21 protein-coding genes are annotated in these 18,155 nt (G+C 65.7%); 10 read left to right on the top strand and 11 right to left on the bottom strand.

Annotated features, from left to right (window positions below; translation table 11 throughout):
- Positions 1-148: 148 nt before the first annotated feature.
- Positions 149-637, top strand: a complete 489-nt coding sequence (locus tag Y88_RS12880) for a hypothetical protein (RefSeq protein WP_008069975.1) — start codon at positions 149-151, stop codon at positions 635-637.
- A gap of 268 nt (positions 638-905) precedes the next feature.
- Here Y88_RS12880 and Y88_RS12875 read toward each other — a convergent pair whose 3' ends face one another.
- Entirely contained in the window at positions 906-1,496 is a 591-nt protein-coding gene (locus Y88_RS12875) for a J domain-containing protein (RefSeq protein WP_026166855.1), read from the bottom strand.
- 31 nt (positions 1,497-1,527) lie between these two features.
- On the opposite strand from Y88_RS12875, the gene Y88_RS12870 reads away from it, so the two are divergent.
- Together Y88_RS12870 and Y88_RS12865 are read left to right on the top strand one after the other, a co-directional pair.
- Positions 1,528-1,818: a BolA family protein gene (locus Y88_RS12870; RefSeq protein ID WP_008069973.1), complete on the top strand. Its 291-nt coding sequence runs from the start codon at positions 1,528-1,530 to the stop codon at positions 1,816-1,818.
- Positions 1,811-3,040, top strand: a complete 1,230-nt coding sequence (locus Y88_RS12865; RefSeq protein ID WP_008069972.1) for a low temperature requirement protein A — start codon at positions 1,811-1,813, stop codon at positions 3,038-3,040. The genes Y88_RS12870 and Y88_RS12865 overlap by 8 nt, the downstream gene beginning before the upstream one ends.
- Here Y88_RS12865 and Y88_RS12860 read toward each other — a convergent pair.
- A complete protein-coding gene (locus Y88_RS12860; protein ID WP_008069971.1) occupies positions 3,037-4,128 on the bottom strand; it encodes a DUF2332 domain-containing protein in 1,092 nt (363 codons plus the stop codon). The genes Y88_RS12865 and Y88_RS12860 overlap by 4 nt on opposite strands.
- Before the next feature lie 42 nt (positions 4,129-4,170).
- Here Y88_RS12860 and hisG point away from each other — a divergent pair, with 42 nt between their 5' ends.
- From hisG to nusB, 3 genes are read left to right on the top strand one after another with little or no spacing between them, the layout of a single operon-like run.
- Positions 4,171-4,836: an ATP phosphoribosyltransferase gene (hisG, locus tag Y88_RS12855; RefSeq protein WP_008069970.1), complete on the top strand. Its 666-nt coding sequence runs from the start codon at positions 4,171-4,173 to the stop codon at positions 4,834-4,836.
- Positions 4,836-6,128, top strand: coding sequence for a histidinol dehydrogenase (hisD, locus tag Y88_RS12850; RefSeq protein ID WP_008069965.1), 1,293 nt, complete (start codon positions 4,836-4,838; stop codon positions 6,126-6,128). Before hisG ends, hisD begins: the two co-directional genes overlap by 1 nt.
- On the top strand, positions 6,125-6,571 hold the full coding sequence (gene nusB, locus Y88_RS12845; protein ID WP_008069962.1) for a transcription antitermination factor NusB: 447 nt from the start codon (positions 6,125-6,127) through the stop codon (positions 6,569-6,571). Before hisD ends, nusB begins: the two co-directional genes overlap by 4 nt.
- Before the next feature lie 60 nt (positions 6,572-6,631).
- On the opposite strand, the gene fghA is transcribed toward nusB, so the two are convergent.
- The 5 genes from fghA to Y88_RS19725 form a co-directional block, all read right to left on the bottom strand.
- Positions 6,632-7,471 (bottom strand): S-formylglutathione hydrolase, encoded by an 840-nt coding sequence (fghA, locus tag Y88_RS12840; protein WP_008069960.1) that lies wholly within the window; start codon positions 7,469-7,471, stop codon positions 6,632-6,634.
- Positions 7,472-7,615: 144 nt separating this feature from the next.
- Positions 7,616-7,987, bottom strand: coding sequence for a VOC family protein (locus Y88_RS12835; RefSeq protein WP_008069958.1), 372 nt, complete (start codon positions 7,985-7,987; stop codon positions 7,616-7,618).
- A 118-nt stretch (positions 7,988-8,105) separates the two neighbouring features.
- Positions 8,106-9,083, bottom strand: coding sequence for a hypothetical protein (locus tag Y88_RS12830; protein WP_008069956.1), 978 nt, complete (start codon positions 9,081-9,083; stop codon positions 8,106-8,108).
- A gap of 77 nt (positions 9,084-9,160) precedes the next feature.
- Positions 9,161-9,574 carry a DUF2946 family protein gene (locus tag Y88_RS12825; protein ID WP_026166856.1) on the bottom strand — a complete coding sequence of 138 codons (414 nt, stop codon included), beginning with the start codon at positions 9,572-9,574 and terminating at the stop codon, positions 9,161-9,163.
- Positions 9,575-9,659: 85 nt separating this feature from the next.
- Positions 9,660-9,785: a hypothetical protein gene (locus Y88_RS19725; protein ID WP_008069951.1), complete on the bottom strand. Its 126-nt coding sequence runs from the start codon at positions 9,783-9,785 to the stop codon at positions 9,660-9,662.
- A 61-nt stretch (positions 9,786-9,846) separates the two neighbouring features.
- On the opposite strand from Y88_RS19725, the gene Y88_RS12820 reads away from it, so the two are divergent.
- Genes Y88_RS12820 through hpxZ form a run of 4 tightly spaced genes read left to right on the top strand, consistent with a single transcriptional unit; the run spans position 9,847 to position 13,911 of the window.
- Entirely contained in the window at positions 9,847-11,424 is a 1,578-nt protein-coding gene (locus Y88_RS12820; RefSeq protein WP_018075492.1) for a gamma-glutamyltransferase family protein, read from the top strand.
- Entirely contained in the window at positions 11,424-12,641 is a 1,218-nt protein-coding gene (locus tag Y88_RS12815) for an allantoate amidohydrolase (RefSeq protein WP_018075493.1), read from the top strand. Before Y88_RS12820 ends, Y88_RS12815 begins: the two co-directional genes overlap by 1 nt.
- On the top strand, positions 12,638-13,534 hold the full coding sequence (puuE, locus tag Y88_RS12810) for an allantoinase PuuE (RefSeq protein ID WP_008069946.1): 897 nt from the start codon (positions 12,638-12,640) through the stop codon (positions 13,532-13,534). Before Y88_RS12815 ends, puuE begins: the two co-directional genes overlap by 4 nt.
- Entirely contained in the window at positions 13,531-13,911 is a 381-nt protein-coding gene (hpxZ, locus tag Y88_RS12805) for an oxalurate catabolism protein HpxZ (protein ID WP_008069944.1), read from the top strand. The genes puuE and hpxZ overlap by 4 nt, the downstream gene beginning before the upstream one ends.
- Positions 13,912-13,936: 25 nt before the next feature.
- On the opposite strand, the gene Y88_RS12800 is transcribed toward hpxZ, so the two are convergent.
- From Y88_RS12800 to Y88_RS12785, 4 genes are all read right to left on the bottom strand, one after another.
- The gene (locus tag Y88_RS12800) at positions 13,937-14,848 is read right to left on the bottom strand and encodes a LysR family transcriptional regulator (protein WP_008069941.1); all 912 of its coding nucleotides are present in this window, start codon (positions 14,846-14,848) and stop codon (positions 13,937-13,939) included.
- Positions 14,849-14,933: 85 nt separating this feature from the next.
- Entirely contained in the window at positions 14,934-15,698 is a 765-nt protein-coding gene (locus tag Y88_RS12795; RefSeq protein WP_198133354.1) for an alpha/beta fold hydrolase, read from the bottom strand.
- Positions 15,691-16,638, bottom strand: a complete 948-nt coding sequence (locus Y88_RS12790) for an isopenicillin N synthase family dioxygenase (RefSeq protein ID WP_008069937.1) — start codon at positions 16,636-16,638, stop codon at positions 15,691-15,693. The genes Y88_RS12795 and Y88_RS12790 overlap by 8 nt, the downstream gene beginning before the upstream one ends.
- A gap of 53 nt (positions 16,639-16,691) precedes the next feature.
- Positions 16,692-18,101 carry a nucleobase:cation symporter-2 family protein gene (locus tag Y88_RS12785; RefSeq protein ID WP_232281061.1) on the bottom strand — a complete coding sequence of 470 codons (1,410 nt, stop codon included), beginning with the start codon at positions 18,099-18,101 and terminating at the stop codon, positions 16,692-16,694.
- Positions 18,102-18,155 lie beyond the last annotated feature (54 nt).

Here is an 18,155-nt window from a genome sequence, read left to right as displayed (position 1 = left end):
CGCGACACGGATCGCCGGACATCACGAGGAGAGGTCCATGCAATCCCATGTCGAGGCAGAGCACGAATCCGCCCCAAACCTATCAAATGATAAGGCACCCGGAACACCACCGGCCCTGCCGCTGGGCACAGCCCTTGTCGTCACGATCGTGGGGTTGGCAATCATCATCGGCTTCATCGCCATCGGCACGCTGCTCCATGTCGTGCCGCTTTACGCCGGGTTCCTGTTCCTGTGGTACTGGACCTCGGTCACGCATTCCTCTCCGGCCGCTCTCGCGCCGGCGATGATCGGCAGCCTTGTCGGCGCGGGGCTGAGCTACATGCTCCAGACCGGAACCGCGACCGGCAATGCGCCGCTGGCTCTGGGCGCGCTCGGCCTGATGATCGTGGCGCTGTTTCTGGTCATTGCCGGACGCCTGCCGACATTCTGCAACGCGGCCACGATGCTCTATGTGACGGTTTTCAACGCGCCGATCCTTCAGGGCGGCGAGGATTTCCGGCAAGTCATTCTCGCAACGGTGCTCGGCATCGTGTGGTTCGGTGCCACGATCATGGGCGCGGTCTGGCTCGCCGCGCGGGTCGCGCGGTCCCGAACCGCAGAAAACCCAATAGCGGAAACCGTTCCCGTCCCTGCCTGATCGCCCCGTTCGACATCCCGCGCAAATTTTTTTCGCATGCGATGGAAGGAAACCATCCCATGCATCGTTGTGGAATATGAACGGGTTGGACCGGGGTGCTTGCGCCCGCCTTCCCGGATAGGGCGCGCACTTCCAGCCCCCAGCGCCCGCCCCTCTCCCTATAGTCCCCCAAAATCTAGGGGAGAGGGGCCTTCTTTTTCATTCCGAAGGCCGATCGGCAATTGGCCTTTCGGCCCCACCGGGCTTCTTTCACGAAAAGACGGCGTTTTCAGGAAAAAGAGGGCAGGCGCCGCAAGTGGTTGTAGGCGTCGATCACTTCGGTGAGGCGCGCCTCGTGCGAACGATCCCCGCCATTGCGATCGGGGTGATAGCGCCGCACCAGTTCGGAATAGCGCCCGCGCAAGGCCCGCCGATCGGCGTCGAAATCCAGCCCGAGCACTTCATAGGCGCGCCGGTCCGCCGGATTGAGCCCGCGCCGGGCCGCATCCTGTCCTTTGAGATAATCGTCCCGCCGCATCCGGGCACGCGCGTGAATTGCATCAAGCGGGTCGGCAAAGTCGTTCCAGCGCGGCGCCTGATCGATCCCGGCATCCGGACGGAATGCGCGGTTTTCGCTTTCCCAGCCCGAAATCGGCGATTGGGCGCGCTGGATCTGTTCCGGGCTCATGCCGCGAAAGAAATCGTACCCCTGATTGAACGCGCGGATATGTTCGAGGCAGAACCAGCGATAGTCGCCGGGTCCGTCGAAACCGGACGGGCGCACGCCGGGCGCACGGAATTCCCCGGGCTGGGTACAGCCGGGCACGCAGCAGGGATGCGTCGCCCCACGCACCCGTCCATGGAATCTGTCCTGTTTCATGCCCCTTCCCCATGGCGCGTGATCGGTTAGGATGGAAGCCATGACCGGATCCGTTGCTCATGAAATCAGGGAAAGGCTCACCACCGCCTTTGCCCCGACCCTGCTCGATGTCATCAATGACAGCCACCATCATCACGGCCACGCCGGGCACGACGGCTCGGGCGAATCGCATTTCACCGTGGTGATCGAAAGCGCAGCCTTTACCGGCCAGTCGCGCCTTGCCCGTCAGCGCATGGTCAATGCCGCGCTCGGCGACATTCCGGGCGGGCGTGTCCATGCCCTGGCCGTCAGGGCCCGCGCACCGGGCGAGGCGAATGGCTGACGAACCGGCGGCCGCGCCCGGCCTGTTGCGCCGCCATCAGGGCGGGCACGCCGCCGTCACCAATCTCGAACTGTTCTTCGACCTCGTCTATGTCTTTGCCATAACGCAGATTTCGCATTTCCTGCATGTCCATTCCGATCCTGTCGGGCTGGTCGAGGCCGCGATCCTGTTCCTCGCGATCTGGTGGGCGTGGATCTATACCGCCTGGGCGACGAACTGGGCCAATCCCGACAGCGTGCCGGTGCGCCTGATGATGCTCGCGGCCATGCTGGCCAGCCTCGTCCTGGCGATGACCCTGCCCCATGCTTTCGATCCCGGATTCCACGCGATCGCGTTCGCGGGAACGTATTGCCTGCTCGAAATCGGGCGGACCCTGTTCATGGTCTGGGTCATGCGCCGCGAACACCCCCAGGGCAGCCGCAACATGCTGCGCATCGCCTTGTGGTTCGTCGCCTCGGCCCCGTTCTGGTTCGCGGGCGCCGCAACGCCGGGCGCAGGTCGCATTGCCCTGTGGGGCTTGGCGCTCGCCATCGAATACGGCGGACCGCTGGCGTTCTTCCGCGTGCCCGGGCTCGGCCGATCGAGTGCGGCGGACTGGGATATTTCCGGCGGCCATATTGCCGAACGCGCCTCGCTCTTCGTCCTGATCGCGCTGGGCGAAGGGATCGTCGTGACCGGATCGACTTTTGCCGAGAGCGATCCCACGCTTCCTTCGATTGCCGCCTTTCTCGCCTGCTTCGTCGGCTCGGCGTTGATGTGGTGGATCTATTTCGACCGCGGCGCCGAACGCGGGGCCCAGCACATCGCCCGCAATGCCGAGGCCGGACGCATCGCACGCGGCGCCTATACCTATCTGCACATGCCGATCGTCGCGGGCATTGTCGCCACGGCAGTCGCTGACGCGGCCCTGATGAGCCATCCGGAGGGGCCAGCCGAACCGGTCCTGATCGCGGCGGCGGCGGGCGGCCTGATCGTGTTCCTGACCGGCCTTGCCCTGTTCAAGCGGGCATTCAGCCCCCACCGCAATCTGCCGCTCAGCCATCTTGCCGGTCTGGTGCTGCTCTTCACGCTGGTCGTCGCGGCGCTGGTCGTGCCGATCCCGGCGGTCGGCTTTGCCGCGCTCTGTTCAGTCGCCCTGCTGGTCGTCGCGGTGTGGGAATGGGGCTCCTATCACGGCGGCTGGCGCCCGCGCCTTGCCCGGCGCGGCCTGATCCGCGCCTAGGCCGCAAACCATTCGACCCAGGCGCCGTGGGCATGGGCAGTTCCCAGAACAAGCGCCTCCCCATCCCCCGGCCAGAACCGCACCGACAATTCGTGGCGGAACGTCTGCCGGTTGGTTTCCAGCCGGATCCACGCGAGCCGTCGCGAAGTGGTCGCCTGCACTCCCATCGCCTCGATCCCCCGCGTGATCTGCTCCCGCGTCGCTTCGGGCAGGTATTGCCAGACGATCGAGTGGAAGAAGACCCGCGTGGTGTCGGCCGGTTGCGGCGACGCAAGGCGCGCGCCCACCCAGTCGCAGGCCTCGGCGCGGTCGAGCCTTGGCCGCTGCATCCGGGCGAGCGCAATGGCGGCATCGATCCGGGCCATGCGCTCGGTCATTTCCGGCCAGACATAGGATTTCAGGCGCAAGGCCTGCGCCGGGTCAGCCAGATCGACCGGAGCCCGATCGCAGCCCCGAATCCCGACGATGTCGATTCGCGCCGAGGGCGGCGGCGGACCTTTCCACTCGGGCGCAATCTGCATCGGTGACGCCAGGGGACCGGTCGTCGTGCCGCCAAGGTCGAAACGGAAACGGTCGAGCATGGTATTGATCCCCGCGCTCGCCCCCAGTTCATTGAGTTCGAACCTTGGGCCCATCCGCTCCGACAGCCACAGGAGCGCGGCCATGATGCTGGCCGAGCGTCCCGCTTCGTTGGTCTGGGGCGGGCCGTCGAGCCACGGCAGGAGACGCGCGTCATGATCGGCAACGATCGCGCCAACCAGCGCATCCACTTCATTCTGATCGACAATTTCCCCGGCATAGACAGGGGCGAGGCGCCGGTCGGTCCCGGTCAGGACCAGATGATGGAGCCCTCCGGCAAGCCGCAGCGCCAGCGCGTCCTCCATCGCGGTATCGGGCCAGGATGCCAGTCGCCGCCCGACCTCCGTCGACCCGGACATGAGCGCGATCTGTGCCCGCGCGATCCGTCCGGTCGCCGGTGCCCCGGCCCGCGCGGTATAGTCGGCCATCCATTCAAGCGCGGCCAGAGCGAGGGAATTTGCCGAAACGGGAGTGCGGGATAGCGGATCGCCTGCTGTCATCGGTTCCACGAGGTTGCCCTTTCCGGCCCTTTGCCATAGGGCGCATGGGCCATGACCGCGTCACTTGTCTTTGCCCTGCCCAAGGGTCGCATTCTCGATGAAGCGCTGCCCCTGCTCGAACAGGCAGGAGTAGTGCCCGAGGCCGAGTTCTTCGACAAGAGCTCGCGCGCCTTGAGCTTTGCCACCAACCGCCCCGACGTGCGCATCATCCGCGTGCGCGCCTTCGACGTCGCCACGTTCGTCGCGCATGGGGCTGCACAGGCCGGAATCGTCGGATCGGACGTGATCGACGAATTCGACTATGCCGACCTTTACGCTCCGGTCGATCTCGACATCGGGCATTGCCGCCTGTCGGTGGCAGAACCCGTCGGCCTGGTCGAAAGCGGCGCCAATGCGCATGAAAGCCATGCGCGCGTCGCGACCAAGTATCCCAACCTTACGCGCCGCCATTTCGAACGGCTCGGGGTTCAGGCCGAAGTGGTCAAGCTGAACGGCGCGATGGAACTCGCGCCGTCGCTGGGCCTTGCCAGCCGGATCGTCGATCTCGTTTCCACCGGGCGCACGCTCAAGGAAAACGGGCTTGTCGAAACCAGCCAGATCCTGCCGGTTTCGGCCCGCCTGATCGTCAATCGCGCCGCGCTCAAGACCGACAGTGCGCGTCTGGGCGCGCTCGTCGATGCTTTCCGCGAACTCGTCGCCCGCCGAAAGGCTGCCTGATGCTGCGTCTCGTCTCTTCCGAACCGGGCTTTGCCGCTGCGTTCGACCGCATGGTCGACGATCGCCGTGAAAGCGATGCCGATGTCGCCCGTGACGTCGCGGCAATCATCGCCGACGTGCGTGCGCGCGGCGATGAAGCCTTGGCCGAATACAGCGAGCGGTTCGACCGCTTTGCGCCTCAGAGCGAAGCGGACTGGCGCATCGCGCCTGAAGCCTGTCGCGAGGCTTTCGACGCGCTGACCCCGGACTTGCGCGCCGCGCTCGAACTCGCGGCCCAGCGGATCACCGCCTATCACGAGGCACAGCTTCCGCAGAACCGCGACTATACCGACGAACACGGCATTCGCCTCGGCGCGATCTGGCGCGGTGTCGACGGGGCCGGGCTCTATGTTCCGGGCGGTCGCGCGGCCTATCCTTCCTCGCTGCTGATGAATGCGATTCCGGCCAAGGTCGCGGGCGTCGAGCGCCTGGTGATCGCAACGCCGACCCCGGACGGCGAAATCAATCCGCTGGTCCTTGCCGCTGCGCACTTGGCCGGTGTCGATGAAATCTGGCGCGTGGGCGGGGCGCAGGCGATCGCCGCACTCGCCTATGGGACGGAGCGCATTCGTCCGGTCGACGTCATCACCGGCCCCGGCAATGCCTGGGTCGCGGAAGCCAAGCGCCAGCTTTACGGCGTGGTCGGCATCGACATGGTCGCAGGCCCTTCGGAAATCCTCGTGATCGCCGACGCCAAGAACAATCCGCAGTGGATCGCCGCCGATCTCCTGAGCCAGGCCGAACACGACCCGGCCGCGCAATCGATCCTGATCACCGACGACGCGGCCTTTGCCGATGCCGTCGCGGCAGAAGTCGAAAAGGAAATCGCCCTGCTGCCCAAGGCCGGCATCGCGCGCGAAAGCTGGGACACCTACGGCACGATCATCATCGTCGACTCGCTCGACGAAGCCCCGGCTCTTGCCAACCGGATCGCGGCCGAACACATCGAGATCGCGACCGACGATCCCGAGGCCCTGTTCGCCCATGTCCGCCATGCCGGATCGGCTTTCCTCGGGCGGATGACGCCCGAAGCCATCGGCGACTATGTCGCAGGACCCAACCACGTCCTGCCGACCGGTCGTCGCGCCCGTTTCTCATCGGGCCTGTCGGTGCTCGATTTCATGAAGCGCACCTCGTTCATTGCGGTCGGCGGCAACTCGCTCGGCGTGGTCGGTCCGGCCGCGATCGAACTTGCCAATGCCGAAGGGCTGACCGCACATGCCCGTTCCATCGAAGTAAGGCTGGGAATATGAGCCGTATCGAAGCCAAGGCCCGCTCGGCCGCCCGTCTCGCCGCCGTTCAGGCGCTGTACCAGCTTGAAATGGAGCAGCCCGAACTGACGACGCTGCTCGATGAATTCCATCGTCACCGGCTCGGTCGCGAGATCGAGGATGTCGAATATCTCGATGCCGACGTCGCGTTTTTCGATGACGTGGTAAAGGGCGTCGTCGCACGCCGCGACGAGATCGATGCAAAGCTGACCGAGCGTCTGGCCCAGGGCTGGTCGCTGTCCCGCCTCGACAAGACCATGTTGCAGATCCTGCGCGCGGGGACTTACGAATTGCTGGCGCGCAGCGACATCGGCGTCGGCACGGTGATCGACGAATATCTCGACGTCGCCCATGCCTTCTTCGACGCGCGCGAAGCGAAGTTCGTCAACGGCCTGCTCGACGCCCTCGCCAAGGACGTTCGCTGAGCCCCATTTTGACCTGATCGCATCCCGCGCCCCGGAACGGCGCGCGGGATGTAGCAGGGATCACAGACGTTCGGCGTGCCAGCGGATGTGATCGGCCATGAATGTCGAAATGAAGTTGTAGCTGTGGTCGTAGCCCGGCTGCATGCGCAGAGTGAGGTCCACTCCGGCCCGGTCGGCAGCTTCGCACAGCAATTGCGGACGCAGCTGTTCGGCAAGGAAGCTGTCAGCATCGCCCTGATCGACCAGGATGTCCCCGGCCGGACGATGGCCGTCCTCGATCAACGCCACTGCATCGTGACTGCGCCAGCCGGTCCGGTCTTCCCCGAGATAGCCGCCGAGCGCCTTGTGCCCCCAGGGAACCTGTCCGGGCGCGACGATCGGCGCGAAGGCGGAAAGCGAGCGGAAACGGTCGGGATAGGTCAACCCCAGCGTCAGCGCGCCATGGCCGCCCATCGAGTGACCGGTAATGCCCATGCGAGCCGGATCGATCGGGAAATGCGCGGCAACGAGCGCGGGCAGTTCCTCGGCGATGTAGTCCCACATGCGATAATGGGCCGCGAACGGCGAAACCGTCGCATTGACGTAGAACCCGGCGCCCAGACCGAAGTCATAGGCTCCTTCAGGATCGTCAGCGACGCCTTCGCCACGCGGCGAGGTATCGGGCGCGACGAAAATGATGCCGTGTTCGGCACAGGCGCGACGATATTCGCCCTTGTCCGTGACATTGGCATGGGTGCAGGTCAGGCCCGAGAGATAGAAGAGAACCGGCAGCTTGCCGCCTTCCTCTGCCTGCGGGGGCACGAAAACGGAAAAGGTCATGTCGGTATCGGTCGCGCTCGATGCGTGACGATAGACGCCGAGCGTGCCGCCATGAGCCTTGCTGGTCGAAAGCGTTTCCACGGGAACTCCACCTCAATTTCGGGATCGCGGCGCGGTCTAGACCATTGGTTGGAAAGAGATGAACCGCTTTTTCGCTAATACCGGCCCCCGATCATGGGCGGGCCGCCATTCCGACGTCGTCGAAAGGGCGGCACCGCCACGGGATCAGGCGATCACGTCGAGCGCGCAGAGCTTGTTGCCGGTGGGATCGCGGAGATAGGCGAGGTAATAGGGCGAGCCTTCACGCGGTCCCGGCGGATCTTCGCACGCGGTGCCGCCTGCTTCCTGTCCGGCCTTCCACCAGGCATCGGCCTGTTCGGGCGTCATCTTGAACCCGATCGTGCCGCCGTTGGCGCCACAGGCCGGTTCGCCGTTGATCGGCTTGGTCACGATGAAAATGCCGCCGTTATGCTGATAGATCAGGCGCCCCTTGGGGTCGATCACGCCGGGGCCGCCGCCGAATGCGGCGAAGGTCGCGTCATAGAACGTCTTGGCGGCGTCGATATCATCGGCGCCGATCATGATGTGACTGAACATGGGGGAACAGGCTCCTCTCCGGTTGGGATCGCAGGTCTGCCCCCTGTGTGCCGAAGCGGTCAAGAGCGTTGAGGGATGAGAAAACCGGAACGCCGCCAAACGGAACTCCGGCCCCCTTTCAGATCATGAAATTGATCTGGAGACGAAACGTCACCGGCGCGACCAGCTGCCCGGCGTCGCCGCTCGCCGGATCGGCCGAGCGGACATATTGGGCAATCGGCACTTCCACATCGCCAAAGACCGACATGCGCCGGTTGAGCCGGACTTTGAGCCCCGGCGCGATCAGCAAGCGGCTGTAGCCGGTATTGTCGGTGTCGGAATTCACCCCGGTATCGCGCGCGCGCACCGACCCCAGCAAGGCAAGCGACGGCGCCAGCCCGCTCCGCCCCATGTCGTAAGTCAGCCCCACCGCCGCATCGAATTCGTTGCCGGGGCGATAGCCGTCCTGCGACGCGACCGCGAACTGAAACTGTCCCTGCGCATAATAGCTGAGCGCGCCGTGGACCTGCCCGACGTGATAGGCGTGGAACTGAAGATCGGTGCTGCCCGATCCCGGCAGGGTATCGCGATCGAATGCATCGCCGCCCAAGGGCCCCTTGTAGCTGTGCCAGCGTCCGGTCGGCAGTTTGACGCCGATCCCGACGCCCGTGGTCTGATCGGGGGAAAGGCCGGTATAAGTCAGCCGCACCATGGCATCGCCCGCCGCCGTCATGTGGCGCGTGTTCACCGTCCCCTCGGGCGCGGCATAATCGCCTTCGTCCGTGGTCGTGAACGAACGGTCGACGATCGGCAATTGCGCCATGACCGTCCACTTGCGGTTGATCGCGTATTGGCCGCCGATGGTGTAGAAATCGGTCGCGATGCGCTTGTCGGGATTGTCTGCGGCATCGGCACCATGGCCCTTTTCGCGCAAGTCGCTTTGCACCATGTGCGCATAGCGAGCCCAGAGCGTGATGCCATCGCCCGTCTGCGACGGCATCACCGTGCCGTCGCCCACATCGAAAATACCGCAACCACAGGCACAGGCAAAAGCCGCCGCAGGAGCGAGCGTGAGCAGCGCGGCAGAGCCCGCGACTGCGAAACGAAGGAATTTCACCGGTTTTCCTCTCGGGGAACGTAAAGTCGGCCCGGCTGTCGCAAACCCTGCGACAGCCTCTCTTGAAAGTCAGGAGATCAGCCGAAAACCGGTGGCGCGCGCAAAGGCGGTCGCAGATAGGCCGCGCGCCGGGGTGCGGGAAGCAACCGGGGCGCGAAAGCAAGAGCCATGACAAAGGCAAGGGCGGCTGCCAAAAGAACGGGATCGACCCCGCTCAGCCCGGCCATGCCAAGCGCCGTGAACGGACAGGTTTCCCCCGCCCGTTCGTGCTTGCCCGCGCTCTTGCCGCCCAGATGGATGTCGCGCACGATCGCATGGCCGAAATCGGCCGCATCATCGCAGATCCGCACGGTCAGGACTTTGCCCCCGCCCGCTGCGGCCTGGTCGAGCATGTATCCAGCCGGGATGATCGCCTTCATCACCAAAGCCAGCGCGATCACGGCCAGAGCCATGCTGCGATGGGCAAGGAAAAAGGCGCGAAAAGCGGTCATCGGCGACATTCATACCGATGAACGGGTTCGCTGTCACCGCAACCTTTGGGCCGGGCCCGGCAAGCCCCATGGATGGCCAAAGATCTCATTTTGCGAACACAGCCATCGAGAAACGCTTATAGATTTCGAACGGTTCGCATTGCACAGTCCCCGCGAGCGAGCCGGGTGCATCGAAGCCCTGCCGCATGGGCGAGACAATCGGCAGGATCATGAGAACATTGAAAAGTCAGGATAACGGCCCCGCACACAAGCCTGCGACATCCGCCTCCGAAATGCGGACCGTCCTGGGCGAACGGGGCATCGTGACCGCGCCACATCATCTGGCCAGCGAAGCCGGGCTTTCGGTCCTGCGCGACGGCGGCAGCGCGGTCGAAGCCTGCGTCGCGGTCGCGGCCTCTCTTGCCGTCGTCTATCCCCACATGACCGGGATCGGCGGCGACGGTTTCTGGGTCATCCGCGAGGCCGACGGGCGCATCCACGGCATTCACGGTTGCGGCGGCGCGGCCGGAACCGCCACGCTCGACCTCTATGCCGGGCATGACAGCGTGCCCTGGCGCGGGCCGCTCGCTGCCAATACCGTCGCAGGCACGATCTCGGCCTGGGAAGCCGCCCTTGCGAGCGACAGCGGCACCCTGCCGCTTTCCCGCCTTGTCGCCGATGCCATTGCCCATGCCGAAGCCGGTGTCGCGGTCACGGCGGGCGGCGCCGAGATTGCCGCCGCCAAGGGCCCCGAACTGCGTAACCAGCCCGGCGCCTGGGCCTCGACGTTCGAACCCGAAGGCCGCCCGCTCGTCGCCGGGGACGTGCTGCGCCAGCCGGTTCTGGCTGAAACCCTGCGCCGTCTGGCACAGGACGGTCTCGACAGCTTCTATCGCGGGGCGCTTGGTGCCGACATCGCCGCCGATCTCGCTGAGCTCGGCAGCCCGGTCTCGGCCGCCGACCTTGCCGCCCATCAGGCAACGCGCCCGGCGCCCCTGCGCACGATCACGCGCCACGGGACCCTGTTCAATTCCGCCCCGCCGACGCAAGGGGCCGCCTCGCTGCTGATCCTGGCCTTGTTCGACCGCCTCGCCGCCGGGGACGTCGACAGTTTCGAGCACGTCCACGCACTTGTCGAGGCGACCAAGCAGGCCTTTCTCTGGCGCGACCGCCATTGCGGCGACGTCGCCTATATGGAGGACGACCCGCAGGCCCTGCTCGACAATGCCGCCGCGCTCGATACCATGGCTGCGCAGGTCGATCCGGCCCACGCCCTGCCTTGGCCGCAACCGACGCAGTGGGGCGACACCTGCTGGTTCGGCGCCGCCGATGCCAAGGGGCAAGTCGTCTCGTGCATCCAGTCGACCTATTTCGAATTCGGCTCGGGGCTGGTCCTGCCCCGCACCGGCATCACCTGGCAGAACCGGGGCGCCTCGTTCCGTCTTGCGCCGTCGGGCTGGAACGCGCTGAAGCCGGGGCGCAAGCCGTTCCACACGCTCAATCCCGCGCTCGCGACATTCGACGACGGACGCGTCATGGCCTATGGCACCATGGGCGGCGAAGGCCAGCCGCAGACGCAGGCCGCCCTGTTCAGCCGCTACGCCCGCTTCGGCACCGACCTGCAACAGGCGATCAGTTCGCCGCGCTGGCTGCTCGGACGAACATGGGGCGACCAGTCGACCACGCTCAAGATCGAGGACGGGTTCGCCCCCGAAGTCTATGATCGTCTTGCCGCAGCCGGCCACGATGTCGAACGCGTCGGCGGGCTGACCGCGATGATGGGCCATGCCGGGGCCCTCGTGCGCCTTGCCGACGGCAGCTTTGCCGGGGCGACCGATCCGCGCAGTGATGGCGGAGTTGCCGCGTGGTGATGACGAATGGCGGCGCCCGCGCCGTCGCGCGCTGCGCCGAACTGGGATGCCCCCCCTATTCCGACATGGAAGGCGGGCTCTATCGCGCATGGCTGACCCCCGCCTATCGCGCCACGCTCGACCGGGTCGGGCAATGGATGCGCGAAGCGGGCATGACCACCCGGATCGATGCTGCCGCCAACCTCATCGGCCGCTACGAAGGAACTGCGGACGCCCCCCCCCTGCTGATCGGCAGCCATCTCGACAGCGTGCGCAATGCGGGGTTCTATGACGGTCCGCTGGGCGTCATGCTGGGCATCGAATGCGTCGCTGCTCTCCATGAACAGGGTCGCCGCCTGCCTTTCCCGATCGAGGTGATCGGCTTTGGCGACGAGGAAGGCAGCCGCTTTCCCGCCGCCATGTTGACCAGCAAGGCACTCGCAGGCCTGCTCGAAACCGTGCCCGAGATGACTGATGCGAACGGGATCACGCTGGCCGAGGCGCTGGCCGGGTTCGGGTCCGCGCCGGATCGGCTGGTACAGGCACGCCATCCCGGCGCGCGCGCCTATTTCGAAGCCCATATCGAACAGGGCCCGGTGCTCGAGGCCGAAGGGCTGGCACTCGGCGTCGTCACCGGCATTGCCGCCCAGCTGCGCCTGTCGGTGACGGTCGCGGGCACGGCCGGTCATGCCGGCACGACTTCGATGCCCCTGCGACGCGACGCCCTGGCGGGGGCGGCCGAAATGGTGCTCGCGGTCGAAACGATCGCGCGTGACGACGCCTCGGATCTCGTCGCGACAGTCGGGCGGATCGAAGCGATGCCGGGGGCTGCCAATGTCATTCCGGGCGAAGTGCGCTTTACCGTCGACATCCGCGCCGGAGAGAACGCGCACCGCGACCGCGCGGCCAAGGCGATCCTTGCCGCCCTGCGCGCCGTCGCCGACCGGCGCGGGCTCGGCATCGCGATCGAGCAAGTCCACGATCTGGCCGCCAGTCCCTGCGACGCGGACCTTGCCGCGCGTCTCGAAACCGCATTGGTCGCGGCCGGGCATCCGTCGCGGCGGCTGGTGTCGGGCGCCGGGCACGATGCCATGGTCATGGCTTCGCTCGCGCCCACCGCCATGCTGTTCATCCGTTGTCGCGAGGGGATCAGCCACAATCCCGCCGAACACGTCGATCCCGCCGATGCGCAAGCCGCGCTGGCAGTGATGCTGGGCTTCATCATGGAGAATGCATGACACGCGATCTTGTCGGATACGGCGCCTGTCCCCCTGCCGCCGCATGGCCGGGCGGCGCGCGCGTCGCCGTGCAATTCGTCATCAATTACGAGGAAGGCGCGGAAAACTGCGTCCTCAACGGCGATCCGCTGTCCGAAGGGTTCCTGTCCGAAATGGTCGGCGCCGCACGCCATCCCGGTCGCGCGATGGCGATGGAAAGCCTGTATGAATACGGCAGCCGCGCGGGCTTCTGGCGGCTGCATCGCCTCTTTACCGAACGCGGCGTTCCCGTCACCGTCTTTGGCGTTGCCGCCGCGATGGAGATGAACCCGGACGCGGTCGAGGCCATGATGAGCGCCGATTGGGAAATCGCCTCGCACGGCTATCGCTGGATCGATTATCAGGACGTCCCCGAAGCGGTCGAGCGTGAGCATATCGCCCGCGCCATCGCCACCCACACTCGCCTGACCGGCACGCGCCCGCTGGGCTGGTATCAGGGGCGGACCAGTCCCAACACTGCCCGCCTCGTCGCCGAGGAAGGCGGCTTCCTCTATGACGCCGACAGCTATGCCGACGACGTGCCCTATTGGGACGACCGCCACGGCAAGGCGCAGTTGATCGTCCCCTATTCGCTCGACGCCAACGACATGAAGATCGTCGCGCTCAACGGCTTTACCGAGGGCGAGCAGTTCTTCCGCTATCTGCGCGACACATTCGACCAGTTGCGCGAGGAAGGCGGACGGATGATGTCGATCGGCCTGCACGGGCGCATTGCCGGTCGCCCCGGACGGGCACGCGCCATCGCCCGTTTCCTCGACCATGTCATGGCAAGCGGCGACGCATGGATCGCCCGGCGCATCGACATCGCCCGCCACTGGATCGAACACCACCCTTTCGGGAAAGCATCCGCATGACCATCGACGACCCCGTGCTCGTGGCCGAAGTGACCGCCGCGTTCGAAGCCTATGAACGCGCGCTCATGACCGACGACATTCCCGCCATGGACGCCTTGTTCCACGACGCGCCGACCACCAACCGTTTCGGCGTCGGCGAAGTCCTCTGGGGGATCGAGGCGATCCGCGAATTCCGCAAGGGACGCGGCGGATCACCCCAGCGCAAGCTCGGCCACGTGGCGATCACCGTCTATGGCGACCGCTTTGCCACGGTCGACGCGGAATTCTTCCGCGAAGGATCGGACCGGCGCGGGCGCCAGTCGCAAAGCTGGGTCAAGTTCCCCGACGGCTGGAAAGTGGTCTCCGCCCACGTCAGCCTGGAGGGCACCACGCATTGAATGAAGGCGGCATCGGGCATCCCGATCAGACGATCGGCGCGCCCAACTGCTCCATGCCGCTCGAAACATGCTGACAGAACAGCGAGGCGGGCACCGACATCGAACGCCCGCCCCCGGTGATCAGCGACAGGCTCGAGGCTTCCAGCCCTTCACCCGCGACCGGGACGAAGACCAGCGAGCCTTCCTTCAATTCCTTCATCACGTCGAATTCGGTCAGCCAGCCGATGCCGATGCCGTCCTGCACCAACGCCTTCATGGTCCGGGTATTGTTGACTTCGGCAATGCCGCGCACTTGCCCGGTCATGTTCGCTTGCCACAGCTTGTCGAGCATGCGCCGCAGCGAGAGGTTCTCGTTGGGAATGATCATCGGATAGCCGACGCATTCGAACAGGTTCACCGACTGCTGCGTGGCCAGCGGATGATCGGGCGGCGTGACGACGCCCAGCCCGTAAAGCAGCGTGCGTTCGACCCGGACCGATGGGTTTTCCGGCGGGTTGAACGTGATGCCGAGGTCGATCTCGTTGCGCAGGACCTGTTCGACCACGGCATAGGCGCCGCCGACCTCGATCCGGAAATGAATGCCGGGATACGTCTCGCGAAACGAAGTGAGGCAGGTCGCAAGGAATTCGGCGGCCCCCTCGATAATGCCGATCGTGACTTCGCCCCGCCGCAGGCCGATCAGATTGTCGATCTCGGACTGGATCCGCTGAAAATCGCGGCGCCAGCGGCGGACCCCGTCGACCAGCAATTCGCCCGCCGCTGTCATCCGCATCCCGCTCGACGTGCGCTCGAACAGGGGCGCGCCGATTTCCTCTTCGAGTTGCAGGATCTGCCGGTCGATCGCCGAAGGGGCAATCCGCAGGGAATCGGCCGCCCGGCGCAGGGCGCCACGCCGTACCACTTCGTCGAAATAGATGGCCGCCTTGCCGAACAGCATGGGCTCTCGTCCTTTCCAAAGATCCGCTCGCGCCGGAGAGGCCTGCAACTCCGCGTGCCGATTACATAATCGCCGGTCTTTCGGATCAGAAATCCATACTGTCCAGCGTCTCGCACAAATGCGCGGTCAGGATTTCGGGCATGGCGAGTTGCGGGACGTGCCCGCAATCGAGGCTGATCCGCCGCGCCCCGGGCCCCAGATCCTGCATCGCCCGTTGCAGGCGGATGTCGATCGAACGATCGCGCAAGGCTTCGACATAGACCCGCGGCACCCGGCCATAACGCTCGGCGGTGACGGTGGGGGCGACCGCCCGGCCCGTTTCAGGCTGCGGACGCAGCGCCTGCGCCGCCTTGCGCGCAGCCTCGGGCGAGCAATCGTGAAGGAATATCTCGAGCGCGGCCTCGACCGGGACCGACGTCGCGCTACCGTCCGCACTGCGTTCGAGGAACGGCACGATGCCGCCGAAATCGGCACCGGGATGCAGGGTGCGCGCATGAGCCACCAGTTCGGCAAAGCTCATGCCCGAAGGCAGCATCATGCCCACCAGATAGACGAGCGCGGCGATGCGGTCGGGCACGAGTTCGGCCACCTGGCTTGCCGTCAGGCCGCCGCCGCTGTGGCCTACCACCACGCAAGGTCCGGGCTGTTCCTCGATCACGTGCGCGACATGGCGAGCGCAGTGGTCGAGCCCGTCCGCGAGCGGTTCGGGGTTCCAGCCGTTGCCGGGAAGATCGACCGCCACGGTCCGCCAGCCGCGCGCTTCGCAATGCGGGCGCCACGCGTCGAAAGCCCAGCTTCCCTGCCAGGCGCCGTGGATCATCACGAGCGTGCCGTTGGCCACCTTACCCACCGTACGTGCGCGCATAGGATTCGGCGAGGTGACGCTCGGTGGTGATCGGCGGGTATTTCGGGGTTTCACCCGGCGCGAGGCAAGTCGGCAGGCATTCGACGACATAGTCGGGATTGCCGGTGAAGAAGAACGGGACCGAATAGCGCTCCTTGCCCGAGCGGTTGATCACCCGGTGCGGGTTGGACTGGAACCGGTGATTGGTCCAGCGCGCGATGAGGTCACCCAGATTGACGACATAGGCCCCCGCGATCGGCGGCGCGTCGATCCATTCCCCGGTCACGACGTCCTGCACCTGCAACCCGCCCGCCTCGTCCTGAAGCAAGAGGGTGACCGAGCCGAAATCGGTATGTGCGCCACATCCCTTTTCGCCCGGCTGGGGATTGGCCGGTTGCGGCGGGTAATGCAGCAGCCGCAACCGGCACGAGGCGTCGCGGTTGAAATCGTCAAAATAATCGCCCGGCAGATCGAGCGCGAGCGCCAACGCGCCCATGACATCTGCGGCAAGGCTTGCCGCTGCCGTGAAATAGGCATTCATCGTCGCCTGGAATTCCGGCATGTCCCCGGGCCACTGGTTGGGCCCGACACCGAAACGTCCGGCCAGCACCCGCGGATCGTCGGCGGTCACATCGGGTCCGACGTAGAACCCTTCCTTGAGATCGGGCGGAGAACCTTCTTCAAGCGTCTGGGCCTTGAGCGGTTCCCAGCCAAGCCGGTGACGGGTGCGATCGAGATGCACGGCATCCTTGTCCGCATCGGGCCGCGCAAAGAACGCATGGGCTTGCTCAAAAACGCCCGCGATCAGGGCCGGATCGATCCCGTGATCGACCAGATAGAGGAAACCGTGACGCTCGGCGGCCCGGCGCAAGGCCGCGATTTCCGCCGGATCACCGGCAAAGAGCTTCTGCCCGCTGAGCACGGGAATGGTGATGGTGCCGGACATGGAGAAGAACTCCGTGAAAACAGGGGGCTCGGGACGGGCAGGAACGCCCGACCTTATTCCGCCGGGCTCTCGGCGACCGTCGAGCTGCCGTGGAGGAAGAGATTGAGGATCATGGCCGTCGCCGACGCGAGCACGATGCCCGAATGAAGGATCGGGCCGAGCACGGGCGGCATGTACTGAAAGAACTTCTGCGACAGGACGGGAATGAGCCCCATGGCGACCGACGCGGCAATCACCGCGAGGCGTTCGTAAGTCAGTTCGACTTCCGACAGGATGCGCACCCCGGTTGCCGCAATCATACCGAACATGACAAGCCCTGCGCCCCCGAGCACGCTGAGCGGAACGGCCGCGACGATCGCCGCCAGTTTCGGACAGAGGCCAAGCGCGATCAGGATCGCCCCGCCCGCCGCGCAGACATAGCGCGAGCGCACCCCGGTCATGCTGAGCAGGCCGAGATTCTGGGCATAGGAGGTATAGGGAAAGGTATTGAAGATCCCGCCGATCAGCGTGCCGAGCGCATCAGCGCGCAAACCGCGCGTCAGGTCGCGGGCATCGGCCGGACGTCCGACCAGAACCCCTGCCGTCAGGAACATGCCGAAGGATTCAACCATCGAGACCAGCATGACGAAGCACATGGCAAGCGAGATCGGTGCTTCGAAACGCGGCAGGCCGAACTGGAACGGCAGGATCAGCGCGAACCACGGCGCGCGGGCGACTTCGGAAAAGTCGGCATGGCCGAACAGGGCGGCAACCAGCGTGCCGATGACCACCCCGAACAGGATCGCGCCATAGCGCAGCGGCCCCCGGCTGAACTTGATCAGCATGAAAATGGTGACAAGCGTCAGCAACGCGATCCCGAGATTGGACGGCTGACCATAGGTCACGTCGCTTGGCTGCCCGCCTGCGGCCCAGTCGATCGCGATGCGCATGAGCGAAAGGCCGATGACCAGAATGACCGTGCCGGTAACGGTCGGAGGGAAGAAGCGCTGCATACGCCCGACGAAAGGCGCGACGATCAGGCCGAAGATCCCCCCGACAATGACCGCGCCATAGATCGTGGGCAACATGGCGACCCGCGCCGCCGTGGTTTCGGGCGCGGCGGCAAGCAAGGCGAGCATGGGACTGACCGAAACGAAGGTCACCCCCATCATGATCGGCAGGCGAATGCCGACACCGGGAATGCCGAGCGTCTGGATCAGCGTGACGATCCCCGCCGCGACGAGATCGGCGCAAACCAGCAAAGTCAGCCCCGAAGGCGAGAGGTGCAAGGCCTGTCCCATGACGAGGGGGACAGTGACCGCCCCCGCATACATGACCAGCACATGCTGAAGCGCGAACATGAACAGCCGCCCCGGAGCGGGAATGCTGTCGACTGCATCGCCGCTGACCGCATTACCACCGGCCATCTGGCCCACAGCAACCGGATCGTGCCCTGCCGGAGTGTCGGGTGAATGGCTCGTCATGGTTTCCGATACCATATCCCCGAAAGACAGGGCCCGTTCCTTCATTGCGGTTCT

The organism is Novosphingobium nitrogenifigens DSM 19370 (assembly GCF_000192575.1).
GTDB classification, from domain to species: Bacteria; Pseudomonadota; Alphaproteobacteria; order Sphingomonadales; family Sphingomonadaceae; genus Novosphingobium; species Novosphingobium nitrogenifigens.
The sequence above is the reverse complement of the archived record's forward strand: the minus strand, read 5'-3'. Positions and strand labels throughout refer to the sequence as shown.

Coding starts and splice junctions, on each gene's coding strand:
- Y88_RS12875 (WP_026166855.1), bottom strand. CDS start 1,496: ATGAAACAGGACAGATTCCATGGACGGGTGCGTGGGGCGACGCATCCC.
- Y88_RS12870 (WP_008069973.1), top strand. CDS start 1,528: ATGGAAGCCATGACCGGATCCGTTGCTCATGAAATCAGGGAAAGGCTC.
- Y88_RS12865 (WP_008069972.1), top strand. CDS start 1,811: ATGGCTGACGAACCGGCGGCCGCGCCCGGCCTGTTGCGCCGCCATCAG.
- hisG (WP_008069970.1), top strand. CDS start 4,171: ATGACCGCGTCACTTGTCTTTGCCCTGCCCAAGGGTCGCATTCTCGAT.
- hisD (WP_008069965.1), top strand. CDS start 4,836: ATGCTGCGTCTCGTCTCTTCCGAACCGGGCTTTGCCGCTGCGTTCGAC.
- nusB (WP_008069962.1), top strand. CDS start 6,125: ATGAGCCGTATCGAAGCCAAGGCCCGCTCGGCCGCCCGTCTCGCCGCC.
- Y88_RS12835 (WP_008069958.1), bottom strand. CDS start 7,987: ATGTTCAGTCACATCATGATCGGCGCCGATGATATCGACGCCGCCAAG.
- Y88_RS12825 (WP_026166856.1), bottom strand. CDS start 9,574: ATGACCGCTTTTCGCGCCTTTTTCCTTGCCCATCGCAGCATGGCTCTG.
- Y88_RS19725 (WP_008069951.1), bottom strand. CDS start 9,785: ATGATCCTGCCGATTGTCTCGCCCATGCGGCAGGGCTTCGATGCACCC.
- Y88_RS12820 (WP_018075492.1), top strand. CDS start 9,847: ATGCGGACCGTCCTGGGCGAACGGGGCATCGTGACCGCGCCACATCAT.
- Y88_RS12815 (WP_018075493.1), top strand. CDS start 11,424: ATGACGAATGGCGGCGCCCGCGCCGTCGCGCGCTGCGCCGAACTGGGA.
- puuE (WP_008069946.1), top strand. CDS start 12,638: ATGACACGCGATCTTGTCGGATACGGCGCCTGTCCCCCTGCCGCCGCA.
- hpxZ (WP_008069944.1), top strand. CDS start 13,531: ATGACCATCGACGACCCCGTGCTCGTGGCCGAAGTGACCGCCGCGTTC.
- Y88_RS12800 (WP_008069941.1), bottom strand. CDS start 14,848: ATGCTGTTCGGCAAGGCGGCCATCTATTTCGACGAAGTGGTACGGCGT.
- Y88_RS12790 (WP_008069937.1), bottom strand. CDS start 16,638: ATGTCCGGCACCATCACCATTCCCGTGCTCAGCGGGCAGAAGCTCTTT.
- Y88_RS12785 (WP_232281061.1), bottom strand. CDS start 18,101: ATGACGAGCCATTCACCCGACACTCCGGCAGGGCACGATCCGGTTGCT.